This window comes from Streptomyces sp. DSM 116793 (assembly GCF_057320905.1).
Window position 1 is genome coordinate 3,932,172 of sequence record NZ_CM170494.1, and the last position, 26,940, is coordinate 3,959,111.

18 protein-coding genes, 1 tRNA gene and 1 pseudogene are annotated in these 26,940 nt (G+C 72.3%); 15 read left to right on the forward strand and 5 right to left on the reverse strand.

Features of this window, described 5'->3' with window-relative positions:
* Positions 1 to 29 precede the first annotated feature (29 nt).
* The 6 genes and pseudogenes from ACSMXW_RS15215 to ACSMXW_RS15240 all read left to right on the forward strand — a co-directional run bounded on the left by ACSMXW_RS15215 (position 30) and on the right by ACSMXW_RS15240 (position 2,529).
* The gene (locus ACSMXW_RS15215) at positions 30 to 374 is read left to right on the forward strand and encodes a replication initiator (RefSeq protein WP_485806921.1); all 345 of its coding nucleotides are present in this window, start codon (positions 30 to 32) and stop codon (positions 372 to 374) included.
* Positions 310 to 594, forward strand: a pseudogene (locus ACSMXW_RS15220) (replication initiator); the annotation flags it as partial. The gene ACSMXW_RS15215 and the pseudogene ACSMXW_RS15220, both read left to right, overlap by 65 nt.
* Positions 595 to 945: 351 nt before the next feature.
* Entirely contained in the window at positions 946 to 1,389 is a 444-nt protein-coding gene (locus ACSMXW_RS15225; protein WP_485806922.1) for a replication initiator, read from the forward strand.
* Positions 1,382 to 1,588, forward strand: a complete 207-nt coding sequence (locus tag ACSMXW_RS15230) for an excisionase family DNA-binding protein (protein ID WP_485806924.1) — start codon at positions 1,382 to 1,384, stop codon at positions 1,586 to 1,588. The genes ACSMXW_RS15225 and ACSMXW_RS15230 overlap by 8 nt, the downstream gene beginning before the upstream one ends.
* Complete coding sequence (locus ACSMXW_RS15235; protein ID WP_485806926.1) at positions 1,588 to 1,953, forward strand: tyrosine-type recombinase/integrase; 366 nt, start codon at positions 1,588 to 1,590, stop codon at positions 1,951 to 1,953. Before ACSMXW_RS15230 ends, ACSMXW_RS15235 begins: the two co-directional genes overlap by 1 nt.
* 90 nt (positions 1,954 to 2,043) lie before the next feature.
* Positions 2,044 to 2,529 (forward strand): tyrosine-type recombinase/integrase, encoded by a 486-nt coding sequence (locus ACSMXW_RS15240; protein ID WP_485806927.1) that lies wholly within the window; start codon positions 2,044 to 2,046, stop codon positions 2,527 to 2,529.
* 129 nt (positions 2,530 to 2,658) lie between these two features.
* Here ACSMXW_RS15240 and ACSMXW_RS15245 read toward each other — a convergent pair.
* The 3 genes from ACSMXW_RS15245 to ACSMXW_RS15255 all read right to left on the reverse strand — a co-directional run bounded on the left by ACSMXW_RS15245 (position 2,659) and on the right by ACSMXW_RS15255 (position 6,551).
* Positions 2,659 to 2,731: transfer RNA gene (locus tag ACSMXW_RS15245), tRNA-Arg, on the reverse strand.
* Positions 2,732 to 3,173: 442 nt separating this feature from the next.
* A complete protein-coding gene (amaB, locus tag ACSMXW_RS15250; protein WP_485806929.1) occupies positions 3,174 to 4,844 on the reverse strand; it encodes an L-piperidine-6-carboxylate dehydrogenase in 1,671 nt (556 codons plus the stop codon).
* A 270-nt stretch (positions 4,845 to 5,114) separates the two neighbouring features.
* Complete coding sequence (locus ACSMXW_RS15255; protein ID WP_485808053.1) at positions 5,115 to 6,551, reverse strand: 2-oxoadipate dioxygenase/decarboxylase family protein; 1,437 nt, start codon at positions 6,549 to 6,551, stop codon at positions 5,115 to 5,117.
* A gap of 767 nt (positions 6,552 to 7,318) precedes the next feature.
* On the opposite strand from ACSMXW_RS15255, the gene ACSMXW_RS15260 reads away from it, so the two are divergent.
* From ACSMXW_RS15260 to ACSMXW_RS15270, 3 genes are all read left to right on the forward strand, one after another.
* A complete protein-coding gene (locus ACSMXW_RS15260) occupies positions 7,319 to 8,050 on the forward strand; it encodes a chitinase (RefSeq protein WP_485806931.1) in 732 nt (243 codons plus the stop codon).
* A gap of 85 nt (positions 8,051 to 8,135) precedes the next feature.
* The gene (locus ACSMXW_RS15265; RefSeq protein WP_485806933.1) at positions 8,136 to 8,657 is read left to right on the forward strand and encodes a glutathione peroxidase; all 522 of its coding nucleotides are present in this window, start codon (positions 8,136 to 8,138) and stop codon (positions 8,655 to 8,657) included.
* A 723-nt stretch (positions 8,658 to 9,380) separates the two neighbouring features.
* On the forward strand, positions 9,381 to 10,274 hold the full coding sequence (locus ACSMXW_RS15270; protein ID WP_485808055.1) for a MerR family transcriptional regulator: 894 nt from the start codon (positions 9,381 to 9,383) through the stop codon (positions 10,272 to 10,274).
* Positions 10,275 to 10,479: 205 nt separating this feature from the next.
* On the opposite strand, the gene ACSMXW_RS15275 is transcribed toward ACSMXW_RS15270, so the two are convergent.
* Both ACSMXW_RS15275 and ACSMXW_RS15280 read right to left on the reverse strand, forming a co-directional pair.
* Entirely contained in the window at positions 10,480 to 12,198 is a 1,719-nt protein-coding gene (locus tag ACSMXW_RS15275) for an MFS transporter (RefSeq protein WP_485808057.1), read from the reverse strand.
* A 942-nt stretch (positions 12,199 to 13,140) separates the two neighbouring features.
* A complete protein-coding gene (locus ACSMXW_RS15280; RefSeq protein ID WP_485806935.1) occupies positions 13,141 to 16,092 on the reverse strand; it encodes a serine hydrolase in 2,952 nt (983 codons plus the stop codon).
* A 192-nt stretch (positions 16,093 to 16,284) separates the two neighbouring features.
* On the opposite strand from ACSMXW_RS15280, the gene ACSMXW_RS15285 reads away from it, so the two are divergent.
* The 6 genes from ACSMXW_RS15285 (at position 16,285) to ACSMXW_RS15310 (ending at position 26,821) form a co-directional block, all read left to right on the forward strand.
* On the forward strand, positions 16,285 to 17,031 hold the full coding sequence (locus ACSMXW_RS15285) for a GOLPH3/VPS74 family protein (RefSeq protein WP_485806937.1): 747 nt from the start codon (positions 16,285 to 16,287) through the stop codon (positions 17,029 to 17,031).
* Between the two features lie 659 nt (positions 17,032 to 17,690).
* Entirely contained in the window at positions 17,691 to 18,548 is an 858-nt protein-coding gene (locus ACSMXW_RS15290) for a helix-turn-helix domain-containing protein (protein ID WP_485806939.1), read from the forward strand.
* A 337-nt stretch (positions 18,549 to 18,885) separates the two neighbouring features.
* A complete protein-coding gene (locus tag ACSMXW_RS15295; RefSeq protein WP_485806940.1) occupies positions 18,886 to 19,095 on the forward strand; it encodes a DUF397 domain-containing protein in 210 nt (69 codons plus the stop codon).
* 474 nt (positions 19,096 to 19,569) lie between these two features.
* Positions 19,570 to 21,102: a sodium:solute symporter family protein gene (locus ACSMXW_RS15300; RefSeq protein WP_485806941.1), complete on the forward strand. Its 1,533-nt coding sequence runs from the start codon at positions 19,570 to 19,572 to the stop codon at positions 21,100 to 21,102.
* A gap of 657 nt (positions 21,103 to 21,759) precedes the next feature.
* The gene (locus ACSMXW_RS15305) at positions 21,760 to 24,105 is read left to right on the forward strand and encodes a glycosyl hydrolase family 95 catalytic domain-containing protein (protein ID WP_485806942.1); all 2,346 of its coding nucleotides are present in this window, start codon (positions 21,760 to 21,762) and stop codon (positions 24,103 to 24,105) included.
* 82 nt (positions 24,106 to 24,187) lie between these two features.
* Entirely contained in the window at positions 24,188 to 26,821 is a 2,634-nt protein-coding gene (locus tag ACSMXW_RS15310; protein WP_485806943.1) for a fibronectin type III domain-containing protein, read from the forward strand.
* Positions 26,822 to 26,940: the final 119 nt, after the last annotated feature.

Here is a 26,940-nt window from a genome sequence, read left to right on the forward strand (position 1 = left end):
GTCATGGCGCAGGCGTTCGGAGGTGGCCGATGAACGCCAGGACGAACGCCGTCACCCCACTTGCCGAACGCGCGTCGGCGGGTGACTTCGGGGCCAGTTACCGCAACATCGAACATCTGGGCGGCTGCACCAACCCCGTGCACCCCTCAGGGAACGCCTCGCTCGTCGACACGATCACGGGAGAGGTGCTGCACTCCTTCGCGTCCGACCACCGTGGCGGTCGGTTGCTCACAGCCTGTGGAAACCGGCGGGCGAGCGTCTTCCCGACCTGCGCCAGCCTCTACCGTGCCGACACGTACCAGCTCATCCGTGCCGGACTCGTCGGCGCAAGGAGACACCGGCCACGGTCGGCGGGCACCCGCGCGTCTTCGTGACCCTCACCGCGCCCGGGTTCGGTGCCGTCCATACCCGCCGCGAACGTTCCGGACGGGTCCAGTCCTGCCGTCCCGCCGCGCACAGGAGCGCTGCCCGCACGGCGTACCGACCGGTTGCCGCGTGCGGCACGCGGAAGACGACAAGCGACTCGGCGAACCGCTCTGCCCGCGGTGCTACGACTACGCGGGCGCCGTCCTCTGGCAGGCTCACGCGGGACAGCTCTGGCACCGGTTCGCGCTGGAGCTGCGCCGCGAGATCGCCCGGCGGGTCAGGGCTCACCCGTGCAGAGCTGGGCGGCCGACTGCGGGTCTCGTACGCCAAGGTCGCCGAGTACCAGCGGCGCGGACTGATCCACTTCCATGCCGTGATCCGGCTCGATGGGCCGGACGGGCCTGAGTCCGCTCCGCCCGTGTGGGCCACCACAGCGCTCCTGGCCGACTCGGTACACGGCTCCGCCGCCCTGGTCCGCCTGCGCGCTCGGGGCGGTGACGTCATCGGGCCGCGTGTGCTGCGCTTCGGCTGGCAGATCGACGTCCGGCCCATCGCCGAGTTTGGCACCAGGGAGCGGCGATGTACGCCACCAAGGGAGCCGAAGCAGCCGGCGCCGTCGATGCCCGCATTCACCGGGCGGTCGACCTGGCGAAGCTCCCCGTCCGGGACCACACGCTGCGCATGATCGGAACGTGCTGGTGGCTCGGCGCGCTGCCGCAGTTCCAGCCGCTGCGGCTGCGGCAGTGGACGCACATGCTCGGCTACGGCGGCCACTTCTCCACCAAGTCCCGCCGCTACTCGACCGCCCTGACCGCCCTCCGCACAGCCCGTGCGAACACCGCGCGCAGCAACAGCGCACCGCCCTCGGCCTGGCCGACCGGCCTACGGTCACCGTCTCCCACTGGCGCTTCGCCGGACGCGGCTACGCACCCGACGAAGCGCTCATCGCAGCGGACGTCCGGGCGGCCAAGACCGAGGCACCCGCACCAGGGACAGAAGCACAGGGGGTGCGGGCATGAGTGACCGGCTCCTCTCCGTCCCCCAGGTCGCCGAGCGGCTCGGGACCACGCAGCGCTTCCCCCGACGGCTGATCACCGAACGGCGGATTGCCTTCGTCAAGGTCGGCCGCCATGTCCGCATACCCGAGTCCGCGCTGAACGCCTACATCGAGCGCCGGACGACGAACCCACACACCACCACGGCAGAAAGGACGGTGGCCTGATGCCGAACAACAAGGGGCGCAAGCGGCGCTTCGGTGCCGTGCGCCAACTCCCGTCCGGCCGGTTCCAGGTCCGCTACCCCGACCCGGTGGCCAAGCAGCTCCGCAACGGTGACCGGGCCTATCCGACGAAGCGTGACGCCGAGGTCGCCTTGTCCGGGATCGAGGCGGACATCGACCGGGGTCGCTGGACCGATCCGAACGCCGGGAAGGTCACGCTCGGCGACTTCATCGACCGCTGGTTCCGCGAACGGGACTACGCGGCCACCAGTCGCGGCAGGAACGGGCGCGTCATCCGGCTGCACATCCGCCCGTACCTCGGAGACCTGGCCGTCGCCGAGATCACCACACCGCGCGTGCGGCAGTGACGGCGCGTGACCTGCTCGACGCACGCGTGGGTGAAGCCACCGTGGTCAAGGCATACCAGATCCTGCGGGCCGCCATGAACACCGACCGCCGTGGACGACGGACTGATCCAGCGCAACCCGTGCCGCATCAGGGGCGCAGGCATCACCAAGTCCCCCGAACGGCCCGTGCTCACCGTAGAGGAAGTCTTCGCAGTGGCCGGCGCCATCGAGGGCCGCTACCGCGTGCTGGTCCTGCTCGCCGCGTTCACCGGTCTCCGGTTCGGCGAACTGGCGGCCCTGCAACGCCGTGACATCGACGTGGAGGGACGCTTCGTCCACGTGCGCCGGGCCCAGGCCGAGCCGCAGTCGGGCAAGCTGGAGATCAAGGCGCCCAAGAGCGCGGCAGGCGTCCGCACGGTGTCGTTCCCGGCCTCCCTCGTCCCGGAGATCAGCGAGCATCTGCGCATCTTCGGTGAGGACGGCCGGACCGGCCTGCTGTTCGTCGGCCCGAAGGGTGGTCGGTTGCGGCGGAACAACTTCCACGACTCGTGGACCGCCGCGTGCCGCCGGGCCGGCGTCAAGGGCGTGCACTACTGATCTGGCACGGATCTGGCACGACAGCTCCGGCGCCCTGATCCACCCCCGCACATGACTGAGGCCCAGGCATCCGGCTACATACCGGCTGACCTGGGCCTTCGTCGTGCTCGCCGCTCGCGCGGCGTTCTGTGCCCCCGGCAGGATTCGAACCTGCGACACCCGCTTTAGGAGAGCGGTGCTCTATCCCCTGAGCTACGAAGGCGAGGAGCTGTCGGGTGGTGGGCCCCGGGCCGTTTTGGTGGCGGGTCGGGGTGTGGCACCCGGGCAGTCCGGGGGTACGCCGAGGTCTGGCGTACCCCCGACAGTGTAGCGGTTGGGGCGGTGGCAGCGGTGCGAGGTGGTGGGTGCGTCCGCCGGCACCGCCGGCGACCGCATCCCGGTCCCGGCAGCCGGCGTCCCGGGCCCGGGCCCAGAACCCCGGCACCCGCGTTACTCCGGCCTCAGGCCCCGCCCCCGGCACCGCACCCGCAGCCCCCGGCCCGGCCCCGGCCCCCGGCGCCGCACCCCGGGCCCCCAGGCACCCGTACGTACCCCCGGGCCCAGGGGCACCCTTACCCCCAGCCCCCAGCCCCCCAACACCCAACCCCCGGCGCCCAGCTCCCAACCCCCTGGCACCCGACCCCCGCACCCGAGCCGACCCGCCCCTACAAAAAGCTCACGTTCTGGGCCAGAGCCAGCTCGCTCGAGTAGTTGATCGTGTTCGTGGCCCGGCGCATGTACGCGCGCCACGCGTCCGAGCCCGATTCGCGGCCGCCGCCCGTCTGCTTCTCGCCGCCGAAGGCGCCGCCGATCTCCGCGCCGGACGTGCCGATGTTGACGTTGGCGATGCCGCAGTCCGAGCCCTCGGCGGAGAGGAAGAGTTCCGCCTCCTGCTGGTCGCGGGTGAAGATGCTGGACGAGAGGCCCTGGGGGACCGCGTTGTGGAGGGTGATGGCCTCGTCGAGGGTGTCGTAGGTGAGGACGTAGAGGATGGGCGCGAAGGTCTCCTCGCGGACCACGTCCGTCTGCTCCTCGACCTGGACGATGACCGGCTCGACGTAGGCCGCCCCCGGTGCCGCGGCGGCCATGCGGCGGTTGCCTCCGGTGAGGATCCTGCCGCCCTGGGCCTGGACGCGGGTCAGCGCGTCCTGCATCCGCTCCAGCGCCTCGGGCGTGATCAGCGGGCCCACGAGGGTCCTCTCATCGAACGGGTTGCCGATCGGTAGCCTGCCGTACGCCGCGGTCAGCCGGGCGATCAGCGTGTCCGCGACGTCCTTGTGCACGATCAGGCGGCGCAGCGTCGTGCAGCGCTGGCCCGCCGTGCCCGCCGCCGCGAAGACGATGCCCTGCACCGCCAGGTCCAGGTCCGCGGAGGGCGTCACCACGGCGGCGTTGTTCCCGCCCAGCTCCAGCAGGCTCCGGCCGAACCGGGCGGCCACCCGCGGGCCCACCTCGCGGCCCATCCGGGTCGAGCCCGTCGCGCTGATCAGCGCCACCCGGTGGTCGTCCACCAGCGCCTCGCCGACCGCCCGGCCGCCCAGCAGGAGCCGGTGCACGCCGTCCGGCGCGCCCACCTCCTCGGCGGCCCTCGCCAGCAGGTGCGTACTGGCCAGCGCGGTCAGCGGGGTCAGTTCGGACGGCTTCCACACCACCGTGTCCCCGCAGACCAGAGCCACGGCCGTGTTCCACGACCAGACCGCGACCGGGAAGTTGAACGCCGAGATCACCCCGACCACGCCCAGCGGGTGCCAGGTCTCCGCCAGCCGGTGGCCCGGACGTTCGGACGCGATCGTGCGGCCGTAGAGCTGGCGCGACAGGCCCACCGCGAAGTCGCAGATGTCGATCATCTCCTGGACCTCGCCCAGCGCCTCCGAGCGGATCTTGCCCACCTCGATGGTGACGAGGTCCGCCAGGTCGTCCTTGTGGGCGCGGAGCAGGTCGCCGAAGCGGCGGACCAGTTCGCCGCGGCGTGGTGCCGGGGTGCTCCGCCAGGCCGCGAACGCCTCCGACGCCGCCCGGACGGCCTCCTGTGTGGTGGCGGGGGTGGCGGCGGCCAGCGTGAAGAGGTCCTCGCCGGTGAGGGGGGTGCGCGAGCGGAGGACGTCCGCGGCGCCGTCCCCGTTCGTGCCGCGGGCGCCCGGCCCCGGGGCCGCCGTGGGCTCCGGAAGAGTCACCCCGATCCGCTGGAGGCTCGCCCGCGCCCGGTCCCGCAGTTCCTCCGCGCTGGGCAGGGCCTCGACGGCGGGCACGGCGCCGCTGGTGGCGCCGGGGGTACCGGGAGTGCCAGGGGTGCCGGGGGTGCCGCCTGGGGTGGGGGTGCCGGTCGTGGTGCTCATGGGGGCTCCTGGCTGTTCACGTCACGGGTGCGGAGGGGATGGTACGGGTCCTCGCACCACTACGGCTCATATGTACATGTACGAGTATGTACGGGTGCCTGCGGGGGGCGGGCACGGCGGCGGGCACGGCGGTGGGGACGGCGGTGGGGACGGCGGTGGGGACGGCGGCACGTACGGCGGTGGGTACGGCAGCGGAGCCGTGGACGGCCGACGGCCCAAGAGCCCGGGTGCGGTGCGCGCGGGGCGCGCGGGCCCTGCACCGTGCCGGGGTCAGCGGGCGGGCGCCGGCGTCGGTGCCGGAAGCGGTACCCCCAGTTCCTCCGCCGCCCGCGCCAGCGACCGCTCCTGCTGGTCCGCGTACAGCTCGTACGGGTCCAGGACGTCGCGGCCGAGGGCGTCGGCCAGCCACGCGCTGTCGTAGGCGGTGCCCTCCTGCTCGTCGTCCCTGCGGCCCTCGCCGCTGAGGTTGGACTGGAAGATGCCGGCCGCCGAGCGCGGCAGGAAGTCCTCGTAGACGATCGGCTCGGCGCGCAGCCAGCCCGCAGCGAGCAGGTCGGCGAGGGCGGTGGGCGGGCGGGTGCCGTCGGCGGGTCGGTCGCGGCCGGGGACGGGGGCGGCCCGGTAGGTGAAGTAGGCCAGGCCCTGGGCGGCGAGTTCGTGCTCGGTGGCGGGGATGAGGTCCGGCCACAGGCTCCGGGCGACCGCCTGGCGGTCCGCCCCCGGCTCCTGCGCCAGCCGCTCGTCGACCCGCGCGAGCAGGGTGTCGTAGCGCTCCCGGCCGGCCCGGGTCAGCGCGATGCCGCGCGCCTCCACCTCGCCGAACCGCACGCGCAACGCGCCCTCGCGCACCCGGCCGTCCGGCTCGCGCATCGCCCGCGGTTCGGCGAGGGCGCGGAACGAGGTCTGGCGGAGCAGGACGTCCGGCCACCCCGCGCCGTCATCGGACGTGTTCCGGCCACCGCCCGCGTCCCGGGCGCCGGCACCGGGCGTGACGCGGCCACCCGGTGGGCCCTGGATGGTGTCGATCATCTCGATGCCGCGGGCGGTCATCCGGCGGTACAGCTCGTCGATGTCGAGCACGCGCGGGGTGAGGTGGTTGATGTGGGTGCTGCGCACCCCGCCGATGTCCGCGGCGACCGCGGACACCTTCTCCAGCGTCTCGTACCAGACCCGGTCGATGGGCTCCCGGGACAGCTCGAAGGCGGCCACGGCGAGCTGGAGGAAGCGCTCTGCCTCGGCCTCCGGCAGCTCGCCCTCCGACTCCGCCCGGTCCGCGAGGGCCAGCAGCTCGGGCGGGAACAGCTCGCGCCCCGCGAGGAAGGTCTCCAGCCGGGCGCGGAGCTCCGCGTCGAAGAAGCGGGGGTCGGCGGGGGTCAGCAGGGAGGTGAAGACCCGGAACGGGTTGCGGGCCAGCTCCTCGCCGGCCACCGGCCGGAACGCCGTCGAGACCACCGGGACGGCGCTGGCGGCCGCCTCGCGCAGGTCGTAGAAGCCGACGGGGTGCATGCCGAGGGCGCCGAAGACGCGGGCGACCTGCTGGAGTTCGCCGGGGGTGCCGACGCGGATGGCGCCGTGCCGCTCCGCGGTCACCCGGCCGATGGAGCCGAGGCGTTCGGCGTCGGCTCCGCGCGTGCGCAGCACGTCCTCGTTGACCTCGCGGGAGACGTCCACGAGTGTCGTGTACGCGGGGACCTCCTGCCCGTACATCTCCGAGAGCCGCCGGGCGAAGGCGGCCCGCAGGCGCCACTGGCTGATCGTCCTCACCTTGAACGGCTTCCCTTCGTGCGGGTTTCCACGGTTCCTACGGTTTGCGGGTTCCTACGGTTCGCGGGTTCCTACGGTTTGCGGGTTCTTAGGGTTTGCGGGTTCCTACGGTTTGCGGGTTCCTACGGTTTGCGGGTTCCTACGGTTTGCGGGTTCTTAGGGTTTGCGGGTTCCTACGGTTTGCTTTGCGGGTTCGTGCGGTGTGCGGGTTCGTGCGGACTTGCGTTTTCCTGCGGCTTGAGGGCCTACGACTCGGAGGCTCTAGCGGGTTTCGGTTTCGGCGGCTTTCGGCGGGTTTTGGCTTCGGTGGGTTTCAGCGGTTTTGGCTTCGGTGGGTTTCGGCGCGCCTCGGTCAGGCGGCGACGGGTCCGGCCTCCGCGTGCATTCCGTGTCGGCGTGCTGCCCCTCCGTCATCGTGCAGCACTTGCGCCACGGGCGTCCAGGTGGCCCCTCTCGTCCGGTGGCCACGGGCGCGGCGACCACTCGGACGGCGACCGTGAAAACTTCCCGGCATGGTCTAGACCTTCTGCCTCATCTGAGCCTATTCTCGCGGCGGCTCCCTCCCTACCGGAACGTTCCCCCGGCCCCTCCCCTCCCTGGCCGGTCCCGACCCGTCCCCGATCCGAGGAGTGACGAAGCGCGTGGTGCGACGACATCTGAGCAGGCCGGGCGCGGTGAACCGGGTGAGGCGAGCGAGCGGCGTGAGCCGGGTGAGTCGAGCGAGCCGGGCGCTGGGCCTTCTGGCGGTGCTCCTGGCGGCCCTCGTACCGGCGGCTTCGACGGCGGTGGCCGCGGACGGGGCGCCGCGCGGTGCCCACGGGACGGGCTTCGTGGTCAGCGAGGCACAGTTCGACCGGATGTTCCCGGACCGGGACCCGTTCTTCACCTACGCCGGGCTGCTGGCCGCGACCCGCTCGTACCCGGCCTTCGCGCACACCGGGAACCTGCTGGTGCGCAGGCAGGAGGCGGCCGCCTTCCTGGCCAACGTCAGCCATGAGACGGGTGCGCTGGTCTACAAGGTCAACCAGAACCCGGCGTCGTACCCGCTCTTCTGCGACGACACCCGGCCGTACGGCTGTCCGGCGGGGCGGGACGCGTACTACGGGCGCGGCGCGATCATGCTGAGCTGGAACTTCAACTACAAGGCGGCCGGCGACGCGCTCGGGCTCGACCTGCTGAACGACCCCTGGCTGGTGGAGCGCGATCCGGCCGTCGCCTGGGCCACCGCCCTGTGGTACTGGAACACCCAGACCGGCCCCGGCACCATGACCGGCCACGACGCCATCGTCCGCCACAAGGGCTTCGGCGAGACCATCCGCAGCCTCAACGGGACCGCCGAGTGCGACGGCGGCAACCCGGAGCAGATGCGGCACCGTGTGACCTTGTTCCGGCAGTTCACGCGTGTCCTGCACACCCTTCCCGGGCGCCATCAGACCTGCTGAGGGCGCGGGAGCGGCCCGCCGGCGATCCGGAGTCCGGGGGGCCGTGCCACGTCCGTGGCGGCGGCATCGGCGTTAGCATCCGGGTATGAGCGACGATGTACAGAATGCGCAGGCAGGACAGGACGTGTACGGGGTCCCGATCGGGGCGCTGCGGGGTGGATCCGCGGACCTGGAGCAGTTCCGGGGGAAGGTCGTGCTGGTGGTCAACGTGGCCTCCCGGTGCGGTCTGACGCCGCAGTACGAGGCGCTTGAGCGGCTGCACGAGCAGTACGCGGCGCGTGGCTTCAGTGTGCTGGGGGTGCCCTGCAACCAGTTCATGGGGCAGGAACCGGGTAGTGCGGAGGAGATCGCGGAGTTCTGCTCGGCGACGTATGGGGTGACGTTCCCGATGACCGAGAAGGTGGAGGTCAACGGGGAGGGGCGGCATCCGCTGTATGCGCGGCTGGTGGGGCACGCGGATGCGGAGGGGTACGTCGGGGACGTCCGGTGGAACTTCGAGAAGTTTCTTGTGGGGAGGGATGGGGTGGTGCGGGCTCGGTTCGCTCCGCAGACGGTGCCCGATGCGGCGGAGGTGGTGGCTGCGGTGGAGAAGGTGTTGGCCGAGTAGGGGGTGCGGGGCGTGGGGGTGGCCCCGGGGGTGGCCCGGGGGCGTGGGTCTTCCGTGACCGGCTGTGCGCCGGTGGGGCTTTTGCGCAGTTCCCCGCGCCCCTTGGGGGGTGCCTCTTTCGGTCGGTGGCGAGGTGCGGGTTCGTCTTGGTTGTTCGCGCAGTTCCCCGCGCCCCTGATCGGTCGTGGCTGAGGTCTCGTGATCCGGTGAGCCCCGGTGGGTTTTTTTGCGCAGTTCCCCGCGCCCCTGAGCCGTCGTGGCTGAGCTCTCGTGATCCGGTGAGCCCCGGTGGGTTTTTTGCGCAGTTCCCCGCGCCCCTGAGCCGTCGTGGCTGAGGTCTCGTGGTCCGGTGAGCCCCGGTGGGTTTTTTTGCGCAGTTCCCCGCGCCCCTGAGCCGTCGTGGCTGAGGTCTCGTGGTCCGGTGAGCCCCGGTGGGTTTTCTGCGCAGTTCCCCGCGCCCCTGAGCCGTCGTGGCTGAGGTCTCGTGGTCCGGTGAGCCCCGGCGGGTTTCCTGCGCAGTTCCCCGCGCCCCTGGTCGGGTCCCGGTGTGCTCGTGCGTTGTGGTCGGGGTTTGCGTGGGGGGCCGGGGGGCTGGTCGGATTCGGGGTGGCTCTGTCTCTGGGGCAGAGTTCATCGTCTCTGTGGCCGGGCGCGTGGTGCCCGGTGGCGGAGGATGGGGACGTGGACGCGGACGACAGGGGCGGCGGCGTGGGTGGTGGCGGCGTGGGCCGTGGGGCGGGGCCTCACGGTGGGCCGGCGGGGGACGGTACGGGGGCACTGCTCAGCATCGGTGCCTTCGCCGCCCGCGCCCGCCTCTCCCCCAAGGCGCTGCGGCTCTACGCCCGCACGGGACTGCTCGCCCCGGCCCACGTCGACGAGGCCAACGGCTACCGCTACTACCGCGCCGACCAGGTCGAACGCGCACGTCTGGTGGCGCTGCTGCGCCGGCTGGACATGCCGCTCGCCGGGATCGCCGAGGTGGTGCGTGAGCCGGGCGAGCCCGCGGCACAGCGGGTCACCGCGTACTGGCGCGGCGTCGAGGAACGCATCGCGGCCCAGCGGACCCTGGTCGAGTACCTCCGCGCACGCCTGTCGGGGAGGGGCTCCGAGGTGTACGCAAGGTTCGGGATCAGGACCGTGGACGTACCGGCGCAGTACGTCATCACCCAGGCGCGGCACACCCTCGCGGACGAGCTGCCGGCCTGGATCGGCGCCTCCCTGACCCGGCTGCTGGCCGGTGCCCGGGAGTGCGGCGGAGTGGCGGGGCCGCCGTTCGTCGTCTACCACGCCGAGGTCACCCAGGAGAGTGATGGGCCCGTCGAGACCTGCGTGCCCGTCAGCGACCCGGCCGCCGCCCGCGCCTGGGCGCTCGCCCAGGGCCGCAGCTGGGACACCCGCGCCCGCGAGGAGCGCGCGCACCGGCTGGCGTACACCAGGATCACCAAGGCGCAGGTGGTGTATCCGCAGATCATCGCCGCCTTCGAGGCGGTGGAGGAGTGGATCGCCCGGCAGGGCCTGGGCATCGCGGGGCCCAGCCGCGAGGTCTACTTCACGGACTGGACCTCCGCCGGACCCGACGACGAGGTCTGCGACGTGGCGTTCCCGGTCACCGGGTGAGCACCGGCCTCGGGTCTGCGAGCGCACGTGCGCGTGAGGCGCGTGCGCGTGAGGCGCGTGAGCCCGTGCGCGTGGCGTGCGGGTGAGCCCGTGCGCGTGGCGCGCGCGTCGGGGGCCGGGCCTGGTCAGGGTCGGAGTCCGGCTCCGGATCCGGGGTCGGGGTCGGGGTCGGGGTCGGGGTCGGGCGAGGCTCGCTGCCGCGCCCCTACCGCAGCTCCTTCGGACACGGCGTCCCCCGCGGCAGCTGGTAGGGCGCGGCGAGGCGGTAGACGCCGGCGTGGGGGGCCAGCAGTTCGGTCCAGCGGTCGCCCGCGGCGTCCTCCTCGGTCTCCATCAGGCAGCCGTTGACGTTGTCGTACGTCTTGGGCTCGCCGTCCGCGCGGTGCTTGGACTCCTCGGTCTCCTGCGGCGGCTTCACGCCCTTGCCGTGCTCGTCGACCAGGCCGAGCCAGGGCGAGTACGGGACCCTGATCAGCACCCGGCCGGCCCGCTTGACCTCGATCGTCAGCTCGCCCTGCGCCGCGCGGTCCACCACCGCGGGCGGCGTCGCGAGCGGTACGGGGTCGGTGACGGCGAACAGCTGCCAGTTAGCGTCGCCCCAGATCTGCCTCAGATACGGCTGGCCGCGCTGGAGCAGCTGCCGCTCGCGCTGTCCGCCGTCGCCGTCCGGCTCGTCCTTGGGCAGCACCACGTAGTGCACCGCCCAGCGGCGCAGCCATTCGTGGTAGTTCGCCGAGTTCAGCGTGTCGTCGTAGAAGAGCGGGTTGCGCTCCATGTCGGCCTGGCGGTTCCAGCCGCGGGCCAGGTTGACGTACGGCGCGAGCGCGGAGGCCTCCCGGTGGCTGCGGGCGGGGACCACCTCGACCCGGCCCCGCTCCGCGCCCACCACCTGGAGCTGGTGGACCAGCGGTGCGAGTTCGCGCGCCCAGGACGCCGCGGGCCGGGTGTGCACGACGTCCGCGACGGTGTGTATCCCTATCCACACCACGAACCCGACCAGCGCCAGCACCATCGTGTACCACCTGCGGGTGCGCGGCACGGTGAACGGCAGCGCCGCCAGCAGCACCGCGCCCGTGAACAGCATCGCCAGGCGGGTGATGTTGGAGCCGACCTGCGAGCTGACCAGCCAGGCGAGCAGCACCGACAGCGTGTACACGGCGCTGGTGATGCGCACCGTCTTCCACTGCTTGGGCACCAGGAAGAACGCGACGAGGCCGGCCCCGATCGGCTCCAGCGCGGACAGGATCGTCATGGGCTGGGTGCCGGAGAACGGGAACAGCCACGCCGAGAGCCCCACCACCGCGGCCGGCGCGAGGCCCAGCGCGTACGCGCCGGGGCGGCGGTGCTGGAGGAAGAGCGCCACCGCGATCAGCCCCACGAAGAGACCGGCGACCGGCGATGCGGCGGTGGCGATGCCGGCGAGCGGCGCCGCGACGGCCGCCTTCGCCCACCGTTTGTACCGCCAGCGGTACGGCCAGCAGAAGACGGCGGCGACGGCGCCCAGCCCGAACATGGTGCCGAGCCCGAAGGTGACCCGTCCCGAGATGGCGTTGCAGAGCAGCCCGAGGACGCCGAAGAGCGCGGGCGGCAGCGGCTTCGCCACGGCGCGGCTGCGCATCAGGATCAGGGTGAGCAGCGCGGCCGAGACGGTGCCGGCGACCATCATGGTGGTCCGGACCCCGAGCACCGACATCAGATACGGCGACACCACGCTGTACGAGACCGGGTGCATGCCGCCGTACCAGGCGAGGTTGTACGCGGAGTCCGGGTGCCGGCCGACGAACTCGGCCCAGGCGTCCTGCGCCGCCAGGTCACCGCCACCGTTGGCGAATGCGAACACCCACACGATGTGCAGGAGCGCGGCCGCGGCGGTGACCACGGTCACCGGGTGGTGCAGGAACCTGCGGACACGCTCACGCGCCAGGGAACGGGCGGGCCGGGGGGCACGGGCTTCCGGGGCCGCCGGATCCTCCAGGGCCTCCGGGCCCAGGGATCCGGAGGTCTCCGGGGTGTTGGGGGTGTCCGGGCCCAGGGACCCGGAAGTCTCCGGGGTGCCCGGGGTGCCTGGGATCTCCGGGGTCTCCGGGGTTTCCGGGGCGGCCGTGGCCGACCCGCTCGGGTCCCTCTGGGCCGGCTCCTCCGGGTCTCCCGGGGCCGCCTCCTCGTCGGGGCGCGGACGGGCCTCGTCCGGGCACGGCGGAACCTCCTCCGGATGGGTGCGGACGTCCTCCGGGTGCGGACGGACGCCCTCCGCGTCCGCGTCCGGGCCCGCGCCGGGGCCCTCGACCGTGCCGGGGCCCTCCGGGTGTGGGCGCGCCGTGTCGGGGGCGTCCGGGGGGTCGGGCGCTCCGCGGCCGTCCCGCGGGTCCTGTGCCGGGGACTGCGGTATTCGAGTGTCTGTCCTGGCGCCCGCCCCCACGCCCCGGCCGGCACCCGTCTCGTCGGCGTCGTCGGCCCGCGTCGGCTCCGCAGTGGCCACTGAAGGCTCTCCCCGTTTCTCCTTGCCGGCTCCAGGGCCTTCGCCCCTGGGAATTTCCGGCTGCTGGTCCGGTGACGTACCCCGATCTCGCGACGCTAGCACGCGGTGCGCCGCCGGGAACGCGGACGGCCTCCCGACGGGCGACAAGCGCCACCGACGTACGCCCTCCGGCCCAGGGCCGCCCCAAAAGGGGCGCGAGGAACGGCGCGCCCGGCCCAGACGGACCCGCACCCAACCACGAACCCAAAGAGGCACCCCCGAGGGGCGCGGGGAACTGCGCGCCCAGCCACAGCGCACCCGCAGCCCGCCACGAACCCAAAGAGGCACCCCCCACACGGGATCTGCCCCGAAGGGGCAGCCGAACCCGGCCACCCCACGGGAACCCCCTCACCCGAGGTGCGTGAACTTCGCCCCGTACCCCGGCTCCACAAGATCCTTCTGCAAGGCCACCGGCACCTTGATCGCACTGCCCTTGCCGCCGCCGCTCCCGGCGGCGGCCCCCGCGGCGGTCCCGCCGACGTTGAGCGCGCCGACCACGGTCCCCGCCTTCGCCTCGTGCGGCAGGCTCGTGCCCGTCCGGCCGTCCAGACCGAGCCGCACGGTCAGCCCGGACCAGCCGACCGCGCTGACGTCCTTGGTGACCACCACCGGAGTGTGGCCGCCCAGGCCGTCGTCCACATACCCGACGACGTCGCCCTTCTTGAGGATCACGGCGGACTTCAGCGCGTCTCGGGCGGCGAGCATGGCCGTCTTGCTGACGGCGTTGGCGGTGTCGATGATCGGGTTCTTGTGCTGGCCGAGCACCGCCCCGACGACGGTGACGGTCTGCCCGTCGACGTCCTTCGTCGCCGCGAACAGCAGATTGCCGCCCGCCTTGGAGGTGGAGCCGGTCTTGATGCCGATGGCGCCGTCGTACGGCACCAGGGTGTTCCAGTTCCGCCACTTGTGACCCGAGGGATCCACCCAGTAGGGCAGCTTGGTGATGTCCATCAGGGCGGGGATCTTCACCAGCTCGTCCGCGAGCTTGACCTGGTCCTCGGCGCTGCTCACGGTGGTCGAGTCGAGGCCCGAGGGGTCCGTGTACGTGGTGTTCTTCATGCCGAGGTCCTTGGCCGTGGCGTTCATCTTCGCCAGGAAGGCCTTCTGGGAGCCGGCGTCCCAGCGGCCCAGCAGCCGCGCCACGTTGTTCGCGGACGGAATCATGATGGCCGAGAGCGCCTGCTGAAGGGTGAGCGTGTCGTCCTCCTTGATGGTGTCGACCGTGGACTCGCCGTCGGCGCTGAGGCCGCCCTCCTTCTCCGCCGTCGCGTCCACCCGGATCTTCGGCCCGGCCTCACCGGGCTTCAGCGGGTGGTCCTTGAGGACGACATAGGCGGTCATGGCCTTGGCCACCGAGCCGATCGGCACCGGCTTCTGCGCGCCGAAGTGGTCCATCGTCCCGATGCCCGAGACGTCCATCCAGCCCTGTCCCTCGCCGGGCCAGGGCAGTGCGGTACGGCCGCCGTCGAACGCGAAACTGTCGTCCGCGGTGAGCGTGAGCGTCGGGGCCGGCAGCGGCCTGACCGCCTGTACGACTGCGAACACGATCGCCAGCAGCACCACCAGCGGCGTCCAGATCTTGATCCGCCGCAGCAGGGTGCGGAGCGGGGTCTGCGGGGGCGGCGGGGTGTTCGTCAGCTCGGCGAGCAGATCGAGCGGCGGCCGGGGCGGCACGGGCATCTTGCTGGTGTCGTCCGCCAGCCCGGACGGGGCCTGCCCGGACTCGGCCCCGGTCGCGGTGCCGGCCTGCTGCCTCCGCGGGGGCGCCGGCTCGTCGAGCGGCTTGAGGGCGACGAACTTGCTGGTGCGCTCCGCGGCCTTCTCCGGCACGTCCGCACCGCTCGCCCCGGAGGACGGCTCCTCGGTGCGTGCGGCGGACGGCAGGGGCGACGACGCGGGGGGCCGGGCACCGTCCGGGGCGGTGGCGGGCTTGGGCGGGACGCCGGGGGTGGCCTTGGCGGCGTCCGGTGCGGCGTCCGGTGCGGCGGACGGGGAGGCGGTCCCGGACGCCGGGGCGTCGCCGTCCTCGCCCTCACCGCCGGCGCGGCGCGGGCCGCCCCACTTCAGGGCGGTCGTCGGCTGGTCGGCGGGGGGCGGCTTCGGGGCCCGGAAGGCGGTGGTCTTCTGATCGACGTCCCGGTCGGCGGGCCTGCTCGCGGCGTCGTCGCCGGCACCGGCGCTCTTGTCGGCACCGGCGGCGCGCTCGTCGCCACCGGCGCTCTCACCGGAGCCGGTGATCTCGTCGGAGCCGGCGCCCTTGTCGGCACCCGAGGCCTCCGTCGCACCCGAGCCCTCCGCCGCATCCGGACCGTCCGCCACATCCGAACCCTCGGCGGTGCCCCGATCCCCGGTGCCCTCCGGGCTCCCGGCAGCGGCACCCGAGTCCTCGTCAGCGCCCCGCTCCCCACCGGCGCCAGCGCTCACACCCGCACCGGCACCAACGGCCTCGCCGGTACCCGCGCGGGCCCCCTCGCCGGTACTCGCGCTCTCCTCGCCGCCGCCCGCGCCACGGCCGCCGTCGCCGACCTCCGCGTCCGCGTCGTCCTCCGCGCCCTGACCTGCGCCCGCGTCCGCACCGCTACCGCCGTCCGCACCGCTACCGGAATCCTCGCCGCCGACGGCGGCGGCACCCTCGTCCCCGCGACCGGCGCCAGACTCCCCCGAGCCACCGCCGACCTCGTCCGAGCCACCGCCGTCCTCACCCGAAGCGTCACGCGCGCCGGAACCGCCGGAGCCGGCCTCCCGGCCACCGGAGCCGTCCGGCTCCCCCGACGAGTCCGAGGCACCGCCGGCGTCCGAGGCGCCGGACGGGCCAGGGCCACCGGACGAGCCAGGAGCACCGGACGAGCCCGGATCATCGGACGAACCCAGGTCACCGGACGAACCCAAGCCGCCGGACGAACCCAAGCCGCCGGACGAGACCCGATCGCCGGACCCGGACGAGACCCGTTCGCCGGATCCGGACGATTCCGGATCGCCGGACGCGTCCTCCTCACCGGACGAGCCCCGCTCGTCCCTTTCCGCCTCCTGCCGGCGCGGCGCAACCAATCCCGCCCCGTCGGGCGTCCTTCTCCGCGCAGGAGCCGCTGAGGGCTCGTCGCGCTCGGGTGGTGTGCGGAAGACCGCCGTCGGCTGGTCGACGCGGCCGCGGGCCACCTCGTGCCGGGGGTCGGATTCGTCCGACGAGGGTGCGGGGCCGGGCGCCGGTGCCGCGATCGGGCCCCCCGGCGTCTTCTGCTGCTCCGACCTGTCGGGGGACTGACCCGCCACCGATGCCTCCTCCATACGCCCTGCGCTCATGCCGTCCAACACCCAGTCAACCGTCCCGGAACCCGGTGTCCGAACCATGTACCAGTGTCCCGTGTGAGGGGTTGACCCCTGTGCTAGACGAGAACGACATACCTACCGGTTCCCTTACGAAGCGGTCACGCACTCTCGACAGACCAATGTGAGAGGGGTCACCCTGTCATTCATCCACGCGGGGAGGCATGGATGGGCAGGAGCCGCAGAACACTTCCGGAGGAGCTTCTGCTGCTCGCTCTGGACCCGGCCACGGGTACCACAGCGCAGCCGCAGTCGCTCGACCTCGGTCTGGCCGGAGCACAGCTAGTGGAGCTGGCGCTGGCCGGACGAATAGCCCCAGACGGGGATCGTATCGCCGTGGTGGTGCCACGGCCGACCGGAGATCCGACTCTGGACTGCGCACTGGAGTTGCTGCGAAGGCGCGGCGCCCCGGTGCGGGCGGTCCACTGGATCGGCGGGCCCCGGCTGGGGCTCCGCCAGACATATCTCTCACACCTGGAGCGGTGCGGCATGGTCCATGCCGTGGCGGGCCAGATGTGCGGGGTGCTGCCGACCACTCGCTACCAGGCGACGGACACGGCCATCAGCCGGGAGATCAGGGCCCGGCTGGACTCCGCGATCCGCACCGGCGTGCCGCCGGACCCGCGGACCGCGGCGCTCGCCGCGCTGGCCCATGCGGTGGGCCTCGGCAAGCACCTCTATCCCGGTAACGAGGGGCGGTCCTCCCGCTCCCGGCTCCGGGACCTCATCAGGCACGACCCGATGGGCGGCCTCGTGGCGCACGCCGTGATGGACGTCCAGAACGGTGTCGCGGCACAGCCCCGGCGCGGTCCGGCCCCCACCGGACGACAGGCGGCAGGGCGGCCGGCACCGGAGCCCGGCAGGGTCCCGATGCAGCCGCGCCGCGGGTCCATGGCACGCGCCGTGGCCCACTGACACCCGGGGCGCACCGCACCACGGAGCGAGACCGGCCCTGCGGGCAGCCGGCACCATCCCGGACCACGATCCAGTACCGGCCCGGGACGGCTCGGCAGAGCCGCCGACGAACGACCGTACGACCCGAGAACGACCAGCAGCACAAGCCGGCACGAGCCGGGAACCCAGGAACCACCCACCCGGCACCACGCACCACGCACCACGCACCACGTACCACGCACCAAGACCCACACACCAGCAACGACGCTCAGCAACGACGAACCAGCGAGTGCTGCGGCGCGGACTCAGGAACCGCGCCGCAGCCACCGAGCCGCAGTCCGCCGGACCCGGCCCGGGAGCCGCTGGGCCGCGCGGAGCGGTGACCGCCGGACGTCACGGACGACGACACGGCCCACCGCCCCGCGCGGCCCCATGTGGGCCGTGGCACCCCGGCTCCCCCGGGGCGAGGTCTCCGGCACGGGGGTGCACGCCGGGGGGCGTCCGGACCTGCAAAACGCCGGTCAAGTACCCGCTTTGCGCCGTATATTTATGGCGGATCCGCCGCATACCCCTTGCATATCCGCCGTTTCCCAGCGGCGCCGAGCCTCTTGGTGGCAATCTGCTCAACAGCAGATACGCAAAGTACAGGCCCGCAGGCCGAAAGCCGGAGGTGCACGTCCGTGGCGTCCCACGTCAATCCCACCGTAAGACGACGCCGTCTCGGCCAGGAACTGCGCAGACTGCGCGAGCTGAAAGGCATGACGGCCGAAGAGGTGGCCGAGCGGCTGCTGGTCTCGCAGTCGAAGATCAGCCGTCTGGAGAACGGCCGGCGCAGCATCAGCCAGCGCGACGTCCGCGACCTGTGCGGGGTCTACGAGGTGGAGGACCACCGCGTCGTCGAGTCGCTGATGCAGATGGCGAAGGACTCCCGGCAGCAGGGCTGGTGGCACTCCTTCGGCGACATCCCGTACAGCGTCTACATCGGCCTGGAGACCGACGCCGCGTCGCTGCGCGTCTACGATCCGCAGGTCGTGCCCGGCCTGCTGCAGACCCGGAGCTACGCGGAGGCGCTGATCAAGGGCGCGCTGCCCGAGACGCCACAGGCCGACATCGAGAAGCGGGTGCAGGTGCGGATGCGCCGGCAGGACCGCGTCTACGCCTCGGAGAACCCGCTGCGGCTGTGGACGGTCATGGACGAGGCGGCGCTGCGCCGGGTCGTCGGCGGCCGGGGCCTGATGCGGGACCAGCTCGACCACCTCGTCGAGCAGTCCCAGCTGCCGCATGTGACCGTGCAGGTGATCCCGTTCGAGATGGGGGCGCATCCGGGGCTCAACGGCCAGTATGCGATTCTGGAATTCCCGGAGGCCACCGATTCAAGCGTGGTGTATATCGAGGGGGTCACCAGCGATCTCTACCTGGAGAAGTCGGGTGACGTCCAGAAATACAGCGTGATGTACGAGCACCTGCGCGCACAGGCCCTGAACGCGGAGCAGTCACGCGATCTGATTTCAAAGATCGCAAAGGACTACGCGCGCTGATAAAGGACTACGCGCACCGACAAGGGATGCACTGAAACCAGGGATGCACTGACAAGGGGTCACGCGCTCCGAGGAGGACGACGTACGCTGGCGAACGCCGCCATAGCGGACGAGAGCCGGAGCCCCAAATCCCCCTCGTTCCAAAGGTGTCGCACGGTACACCTCCCCAGGTGACGGCGGAAGCACCGTTGGAATATGCCATCCAGTCGAGTGAATGCCTCGTTCGGCGTCCGCGCGGGACGAGTAGCGTCGATCGCAGTCGGCGCCCCGGCGTCGGCGGTACGCCGCCCGGCGGCGGCGCACCAGTTCACTGACGACTGGCTGAACCGGAGCAATCATGGCAATCAAGCAGGGCGCTACGTCCGCGTGGACCAAATCCTCGTATTCCACCGGAAACGGCGCGTGCATCGAGGTCAAGTCCCCGGTTTCGCACGCGATCGCGGTGCGGGACTCGAAGGTGCCGGAAGGGCGTTCGCTCGCGTTCGCGCCCGGATCCTGGACCGCCTTCGTGTCGGAGGTGAGCCGGGGCGCGTTCGACCTCGACTGACACGCGGGCGTGACCGCCCGCCCATGCACCACGCAGTGAGCCCTCTCGACTGGTTCGCCGTCCCGGCCGAGGGGGCTCGGCCATGTCCGCATACGTGCACATCCCGCCCCGGTGTGCACGCCCGCCCGCACCACCGGCCGCCCGGGACCCGCATCCCTGGGCGGCCGTCTTCTTGGCGGGCCTGTCTTGGGTATGTCTGACGAAGTGCCCGCTCATGGTGGATTCGCCGGTGCCGTCGCGACAACCGCCCAGCAGGTCAAGAGAACGTAAAATCGTTCTGCTTTCTGACCTCCGTTCATATCCGTGACCTTGCAGGTCTTGACCGGGCCCTGGATCCGACGGTTCAATCCCCGAAGTCCCCTCCCGCAACGGTTGCCCGACCTGGGGGCCCCGCCCACGCCCGACGCCGTGGGGAGTACTGGCGAAGAGCGCACCGGTACACGGAAGTTCACAAGGCGGACCCCAGGAGGGGGCATGAACGGATTCGACTGGGCGGTGCTCATCGCCTACTTCGGCGTGATGGCGGCCATCGGCTACTGGTCGCACAAACGCGTGAGCGACGTCAGCGACTTCTTCACCGCGGGCGGCAAGATGCCCTGGTGGATGTCCGGCATCTCGCACCACATGTCCGGCTACAGCGCCGTCATGTTCACGGGGTACGCGGGCATTGCCTACCAGTACGGCTTCACCTCGTTCGCCACCTGGTCGTTCCCGATCGCCATCGGTGTGGCGATCGGCATCAAGACGTTCGCGCCGCGGCTCAACCGGCTGCGGTCCCGGCTGGGGGTCGCCTCGCCCCTGGAGTTCCTGAAGGACCGTTACAACGTGACGACCCAGCAGGCGCTCGCGATATCCGGCGGACTGCTGAAGATCGTCGACGTGGGAGCGAAGTGGGCCGCGATCGCGACCCTGCTCTCCGTCTTCACCGGGCTCTCCCTCAACCAGGGCATCCTGATCACCGGCGTGGTCACCGCCATCTACTGCACGATCGGCGGACTGTGGGCCGACGCGCTCACGGAGATGGGGCAGTTCGTCATCCAGTTCGTCGCGGGCATCACGATGCTGGTGGCGGTGCTGGCGGAGCTGGGCGGCTTCTCCAGCCTGTGGACCGTCTGGGACAAGCTGCCCCCCGGGCACGGGGACCCCACCGCCGGCCCCTACACCGTGACGTTCTTCCTGGCGTTCGTGTTCATCAAGACGTTCGAGTACAACGGCGGCATGTGGAACCAGGCCCAGCGGTACATGGCGACCGGCAGCGCCCGTGCGGCCTCGCGGTCCGCGGCGCTGTCGGCGGCGCTGTGGCTGGTGTGGCCGGCGGTGCTGTTCTTCCCGATGTGGGCCTCGCCGCTGCTGGTGCACGCGAAGAAGCCGGACGCGTCCGACTCCTACGCCCTGCTCACCGAGCGGCTGCTGCCGCACGGGCTGCTCGGGCTCGTCGTCGTCGGGTTCTTCTCGCACACCATGGCCATGTGCTCGTCCGACGCCAACTCCATCGCGGCCGTCTTCACCCGGGACATCCTCCCCGTCATCAACAAGCACGCCCGGACCTGGACACACCGGGCCGGGCTGATCGCCGCGCGGTGGACCACGATCGCGTTCCTCGCGCTGTCCATGGCGATCGCCACGCAGGTGTCCTCGCCGACCTTCGGCAGCATCATCTCCGTCGTGATCAAGTGGGTGGCCGGGCTGATGGGGCCCATCGCCATCCCCTTCATGCTCGGCATGCTGCGGCCGTGGCGGCGGTCCGGGCCGACGGCGGCGCTGGTCTCCTGGGCGCTGGGGCTGTTCGCCTTCTGGCTCACCAACTACGGCATCTCCGGTCTGAGCACACAGATCCAGACGGCCACACCGGTGGCGACGTCGTTGGTGCTGTACACCGTGATCGGGTGGATCAAGCCGGAGTCCACGGCCAAGCGGGACGCGATTCTCGACCGGGTCAACACGGACGGGGACGATGTGGGGGGTCCGGGGGTTTCCGCGGCTGCTCCTGCGGGGGTTTCCGACTGAGGGGTTCGACCGAGGCGGGTCCTCGTCGCTCCACTTTCCCGCCCGCCCGCCCCTTTCCGGGGTGGGCGGGCTTCGCCGTTCGCCCACCCCGGGCCCCGGTTTCCCCGGCGGGGGCTGCCTCCGGCAGGGGCCGCCCGGGGGTGCGTCGAGATGCGGCTCCGGCGCGTGGGCGCGCTCGGGTGCACCGGCCGGTGGTCGGATACGAGACCGCAAGAGGCTTTCGGCCCGTCGGCCCAGTGCGACTGCGTCGTGGCTGGTCGCGCAGTTCCCCGCGCCCCTTTTCCGCCGGCACCCTTACAACAACCTGCACCCCGCAGGGACGCGGCGCTGTGTCGAGATGCGGCTCCGCCGCGGGGGCGCGCTCGGGCGCACCGGCCGGTGGTCGGATGCGGGGCCGCAAGGGCCTCGGCCCGTCGGCCCGGTGCGACTGCGTCGTGGCTGGTCGCGCAGTTCCCCGCGCCCCTTTCCGGGGCCGGCCCGACGACAGGCTCACCCATGGGGGCCGGCTCGGACAACGGGCTCGCCTTCAGTCGTCGGATGGCTTGAGCCGGTGTTCTAGTCATTGACTTGGGTCCTGGCCAGGTCTAGCGTCCCGGAGGGTCATACATCGGATCTGTGTTCATGTAGGCGAACGGATCTCAAGGGGCGTGAGGCGTGATGGGGAGTAGACGAGACGTGTCACGGCGCGTGGTGCTGGGCACCGCGCTGGCCGGTGCGGCCGTCGGAACCGGAGCGGCCGGGACGGCGGCGGCGGCGCCCGAGCCGGGGGCCGCGGACGGGACGGGGGCCCCGCTGGCCGTGCGGGACGGCGGCGACCGCCCCTGGGCGGACGTCCTCGCCGACTCCGACCTGGTCTGGCAGAAGCTGCCCGCCACCTGGGAGGAGGGCCCGTTCCTCGGCAACGGCTTCCTCGGCTCCGGCATCTACGCGGAACCCGACGCCAACGCCGTCCGCTTCAACGTCCAGCACTCCGAAGTCCAGGACCACCGGCCCGAGTTCGGCTCCCTCTTCGGCCTCGCGCGGCTGCCCATCGGCTACTTCACACTGGAGCCGGTCGGCACCATCACCGCCGTCGACTGGCGCCTCGACCTCTGGAACGGCGAACTCACCGGCACCGTCACCACCGACGCCGGCACCCTGCGCCTGCGCGCCCTCATCCACGCCACCCGCCAGGTGCTGGCCGTCGAGATCACGCCCAGCGACGGCGAGCGCGACCACCGCTGGGTCTTCCACCCGGCGGACGCCATCAGCCCCCGCGCCGCGTTCAAGCCGCTGCCCGACGGCTACACGGGCAACCCGCCCGCGGTCGTCACCGAGGACGGCGGCACGAGCACCGCCGTGCAGTCGCTGCTGGGCGGCGGGCAGCACGTCACCGCCTGGCGCGAGGTGACCCGCGGCCGGGCCCGCACCCTCTACGCGACCGTCGCGCACTCCTTCCCCGGCACCGGCGCCACCGCCGCGGCCCGCCGCACCGTGCGCGAGGCGGCGCTGCTGCCGCTGGGCGGGCACGCCCTCGGCCACCGCGCCTGGTGGCACGCCTACTACCGCAAGAGCTTCCTGTCGATCCCCGACGCCCGGCTGCAGAGCTTCTACTGGATCCAGCTGTACAAGGTCGCCTCCGCGGCCCGCCGGGACGCCCCCGTGATGGCCACCACAGGGCCCTGGCTGGAGCCCACCCCGTGGCCCGCGTCCTGGTGGAACCTCAACGTCCAGCTGGAGTACTGGCTCATCCACGGCTCCAACCACCTCGAACTCGACGCCGTCACCCGCTCGTTGAGCGAGTTCCGCGACAACATCAAGGCCCAGACGGCGCCCGCCTACCGCTCCGACTCCCTCGTCATCGCCCGGTCGAACGACATCACGCTCAGCCACGGCACCGACGCGGGGCCCGGCGGCACCGGCGGCGGCATCCCCGGCCAGGACCCGCCCACGCCCGAGGTCGGCAACCTGACCTGGGCGCTGCACAACGTCTGGCTGTCGTACCGGCACACCATGGACGAGTCGATCCTGCGCGACGTCGTCTTCCCGCTGCTGCGCCAGGCGATCAACTACTACCTGCACTTCCTTCAGCCGGGCAGCGACGGCAAGCTGCACCTGCCGAAGACGTTCTCGCCGGAGTACGGCGTCGACACCCCCGACACCAACTACGACCTGGCGCTGATCCGGTGGGGCTGCACCACGCTGCTGGACTCCGCGGAGACCCTCGGCGTCGACGACCCGCTCGCGCCGCGCTGGCGGGACGTGCTGGCCCGGCTCGTGCCCGCGCCGACCGACGAGAACGGCTTCATGATCGGCGCGGGGCAGCCCTTCGCGAAGTCCCACCGGCACTACTCGCACATGCTGTCCGTCTACCCGTTGTACCTGGTCAACTGGGAGCAGCCGGAGAACCGCGAGCTGATCAGCACCTCGCTCGACCACTGGATCAGCTTCACCGGCGCCCTCCAGGGCTACAGCTACACCGGGGCGGCGTCCTTCTCTGCACAGATGCTCGACGGCGACCGGGCCGCCGGCTACCTGTCCGACCTGCTGCGGCTGTACGTCCAGCCGAACACGCTCTACAAGGAGTCCGGCCCCGTCATCGAGACACCGCTGTCGGCGTCGCAGTCCCTGCACGACATGGTCTGCCAGAGCTGGGGCGGTGTCATCCGGGTCTTCCCGGCGGTGCCGTCCAACTGGCGGGACGTGACGGTGCACGACTTCCGGACGCAGGGCGCGTTCCTGCTCAGCGCGGCACGGGAGGGCGGTGCGACGCGGTGGGTGCGGTTGTTCAGCGAGGCCGGGGCGCCCTGTGTGGTGCGGACGGACATCGAAGGGCCGGTCGACGTCCGGGATGCGCGGGGGCGGGGGCTGGCGTTCGAGGACCTCGGTGGGGGAACGTTCCGGATCGAACTGCGGCGGGGCGAGGAGGCGTGGATCCACCCGCACGGCAGCCGGCCCTCGCCCGTCGTCCGCCCGGTCACCCCGAACGCGCCCGCCCCACGGTGGGGCCTTCCGGTCGAGTGAGCCCCGCAAGGGGCGCGTCCCTGACGGGGCGCAGCCCCGAACAGTCGTACCGCGTACATCGAAACGAACCCCTCGGAGGACGATGAACGTGCGTAGGAAATCACTGCTGCCCGCCCTCGCGGCGGCGCTCGCGCTGGCGGCGGGCACCCTGGCCGCCATACCCGCCGCGCAGGCGGCGTCCGCCGCGGACGTCTACGTCGCCCCGAACGGCACCGACGCCGCACGGGGCGACCGGGCCCACCCCGTCCGTACGCTCCAGCGCGCCCAGCAACTGGTGCGGCAGCGGAACACGGACCTCGGTGAAGACCTGACCGTGCATCTGGCTCCCGGGACCTACCGGGAGTCGGAGCCGCTCACGCTCGACGCGCGGGACTCGGGGTCGAACGGCCACCGGGTCGTCTGGCAGGGCACCGACGGCACCGTGATCAGCGGGGGCAGGCAGGTGACCGGCTGGCGCCCGGCCCCGGGGCACCCGGGGCTCTGGTCCGCCCCGGCGCCACGCGGGCTCGACGACACCCGGCAGCTCTACGTCGACGGGGCGCGGGCCGTGCGGGCCGCGGGCGAGGTTCCGGTCACCCTCACCAGGACCGACTCCGGCTACACCGCGTCCGCCGACACCCTCGCCTCCTGGCCCGACATCAAGGGCGCCGAGTTCGTCTACACCAGCGGCGAGGCGCTCTGGAACCTCCAGCGGGACGGTCTCGGCCAGTGGACCCAGCCGCGCTGCGACATCGCCGCCGCGTCCGGGACCACCGTGACCATGGTCCAGCCGTGCTGGGACAACTCCAACAAACGCGTCGAGTTCCCCGACATCCCCGGCCGCACGGTCAGCATGGTCGGCCCGGGCGCCCTCACCAACAACGCCCACGTCACATACATGGAGAACGCCAGGGAACTGCTCGACACCCCCGGCGAGTGGTATCTCGACCGCGCGGCCCGCACCGTCTACTACCTGCCCCGCAAGGGCGAGGACCTGCGGCACGCGGACGTGGAGGCGCCGGCGCTGCAGAAGCTGGTCGACGGCCGCGGCACCGCCGAGGCGCCGCTGCACGACATCGCCTTCCGCGACGTGCAGTTCTCGTACGCCACCTGGCTTGAGCCGTCCTCGCCGGAGGGCTTCTCCGAGATCCAGGCCGGCTACACCATCTCCGGTCCGACCGGCTGGGCCGACGAAGGGCTGTGCGGCTTCACCGAGGGCGGTACGTGCCCCTTCGGCGACTGGACCAAGGAGCCCGGGAACGTCTCGCTCGCCCACGCCCACGACATCGAGTTCAGCGGCGACGCCTTCGTCCACCTCGGCGCCGCGGGCCTCGAACTGGGCGACGGAACCCAGAACGCCACCGTCCGCGGCAGCGTCTTCACCGACATCTCCGGCAACGGCCTGGAGATCGGCGGCGTCGACAAGCCGCTCGCGACCGGCGCCGACGTCACCCACCACGTCACGGTGACCGACAACCACCTCTACGCGCTGCCGCGCGAGTACGCCGGCGGGGTCGCCATCCTCAACGGCTACACCCAGCACAACCTGATCTCGCACAACCAGATCGACCACGTCGGCTACTCGGCGATCTCCATGGGCTGGGGCGGCTGGCCCGACAAGATCGGCTCGCCCGCGACCCCCAACAACAGCCACGACAACACCGTCAGCGACAACCTGATCACCGACTACATGCAGGGCCTCGACGACGGCGGTGGCATCTACACGCAAGGGATCACCGGCACCTCGATGGCCGACGGCGAGAAGGTCACCGGGAACGTCATCCACGGACAGTTCGGTCTCGGCAAGAACGTCTACACCGACAACGGCTGCACGTACGAGACGGTCTCCGGCAACGTCCTGTACGACGCGTCCTACGCCAACGTCGCCAGCCGGCACACCGACTACCGCGACAGCCTCGGCAACAACGACCCGACGCTCGTCTCGGACAACTGGTGGGAGCAGGGGGACGCGGACAACGCCGACAAGGGCCTCGTCACCAGGGGCAACCACATCATCGCGGACCCGTCGGACGCGCCCGAGGACGTGGTCGCGCGCGCCGGACTCGAACCGGCGTACCGGTCGATCCTCGGGAAGCGGTTCGGGGCGCGCACGGCCCCCGTGACGCCGACCCGGGTCGCCGCGGCCACCGGTCCTTCCGGGACGCTGCTCGTCACCTTCAACCCCTCGTACGTCGACGGGGGCGCGCCGGTGACGGCCTACGAGGCGACGGCGCTCGACCCGGCCGGGCACGTGGCGGCCCGCGCGCGGGTGACGGCGGCTGACTACCGCTCGTCGGCGCTGGTGCGGCTCACCGGGCTCACCGACACGGTGGCGTACCGGGTCGTCGTGACAGCGGCCAACTCCGTGGGCACCAGCGCGGCGTCGCTGCCCTCGGCCCCGCTCGCGCCCCGGGCGTCCCAGGCGCTGCCCGCGGCTCCCACCGGGGTGAAGCTGCGCGCCCAGGCGACGGCCGCGACGGTGGCGTGGACGCCGCCCACGAGCGTCGGGGACTCGCCCGTGACCGGGTACCGGATCACGCTCACCGGTCCCTCCGGGAGCCGGGTCGTGGACGTCTCCGGGCGGGACGCGCTGGTCGGCCAGCCCACCGGGAAGGGGATGTTCCGGGTGGTCGGCGGGTTGCGGCCGGGTACGGCGTACGCGGTGAGCGTCGCGGCGGTCACGGGGGCGGGCACCGGGCCGTCGGCCGGGACGTCCGGTACGACTCCTTCCGCCTGACCCGGCGCGGGGCGCGCCCCGGCAGGGGGTGCGCCCCGGCAGGGGGTGCGCCCCGGCAGGGGGTGCGCCCCGGCAGGGGGTGCGCCCCGGCAGGCGCGCGGGGAACCGCGCGACCGGCC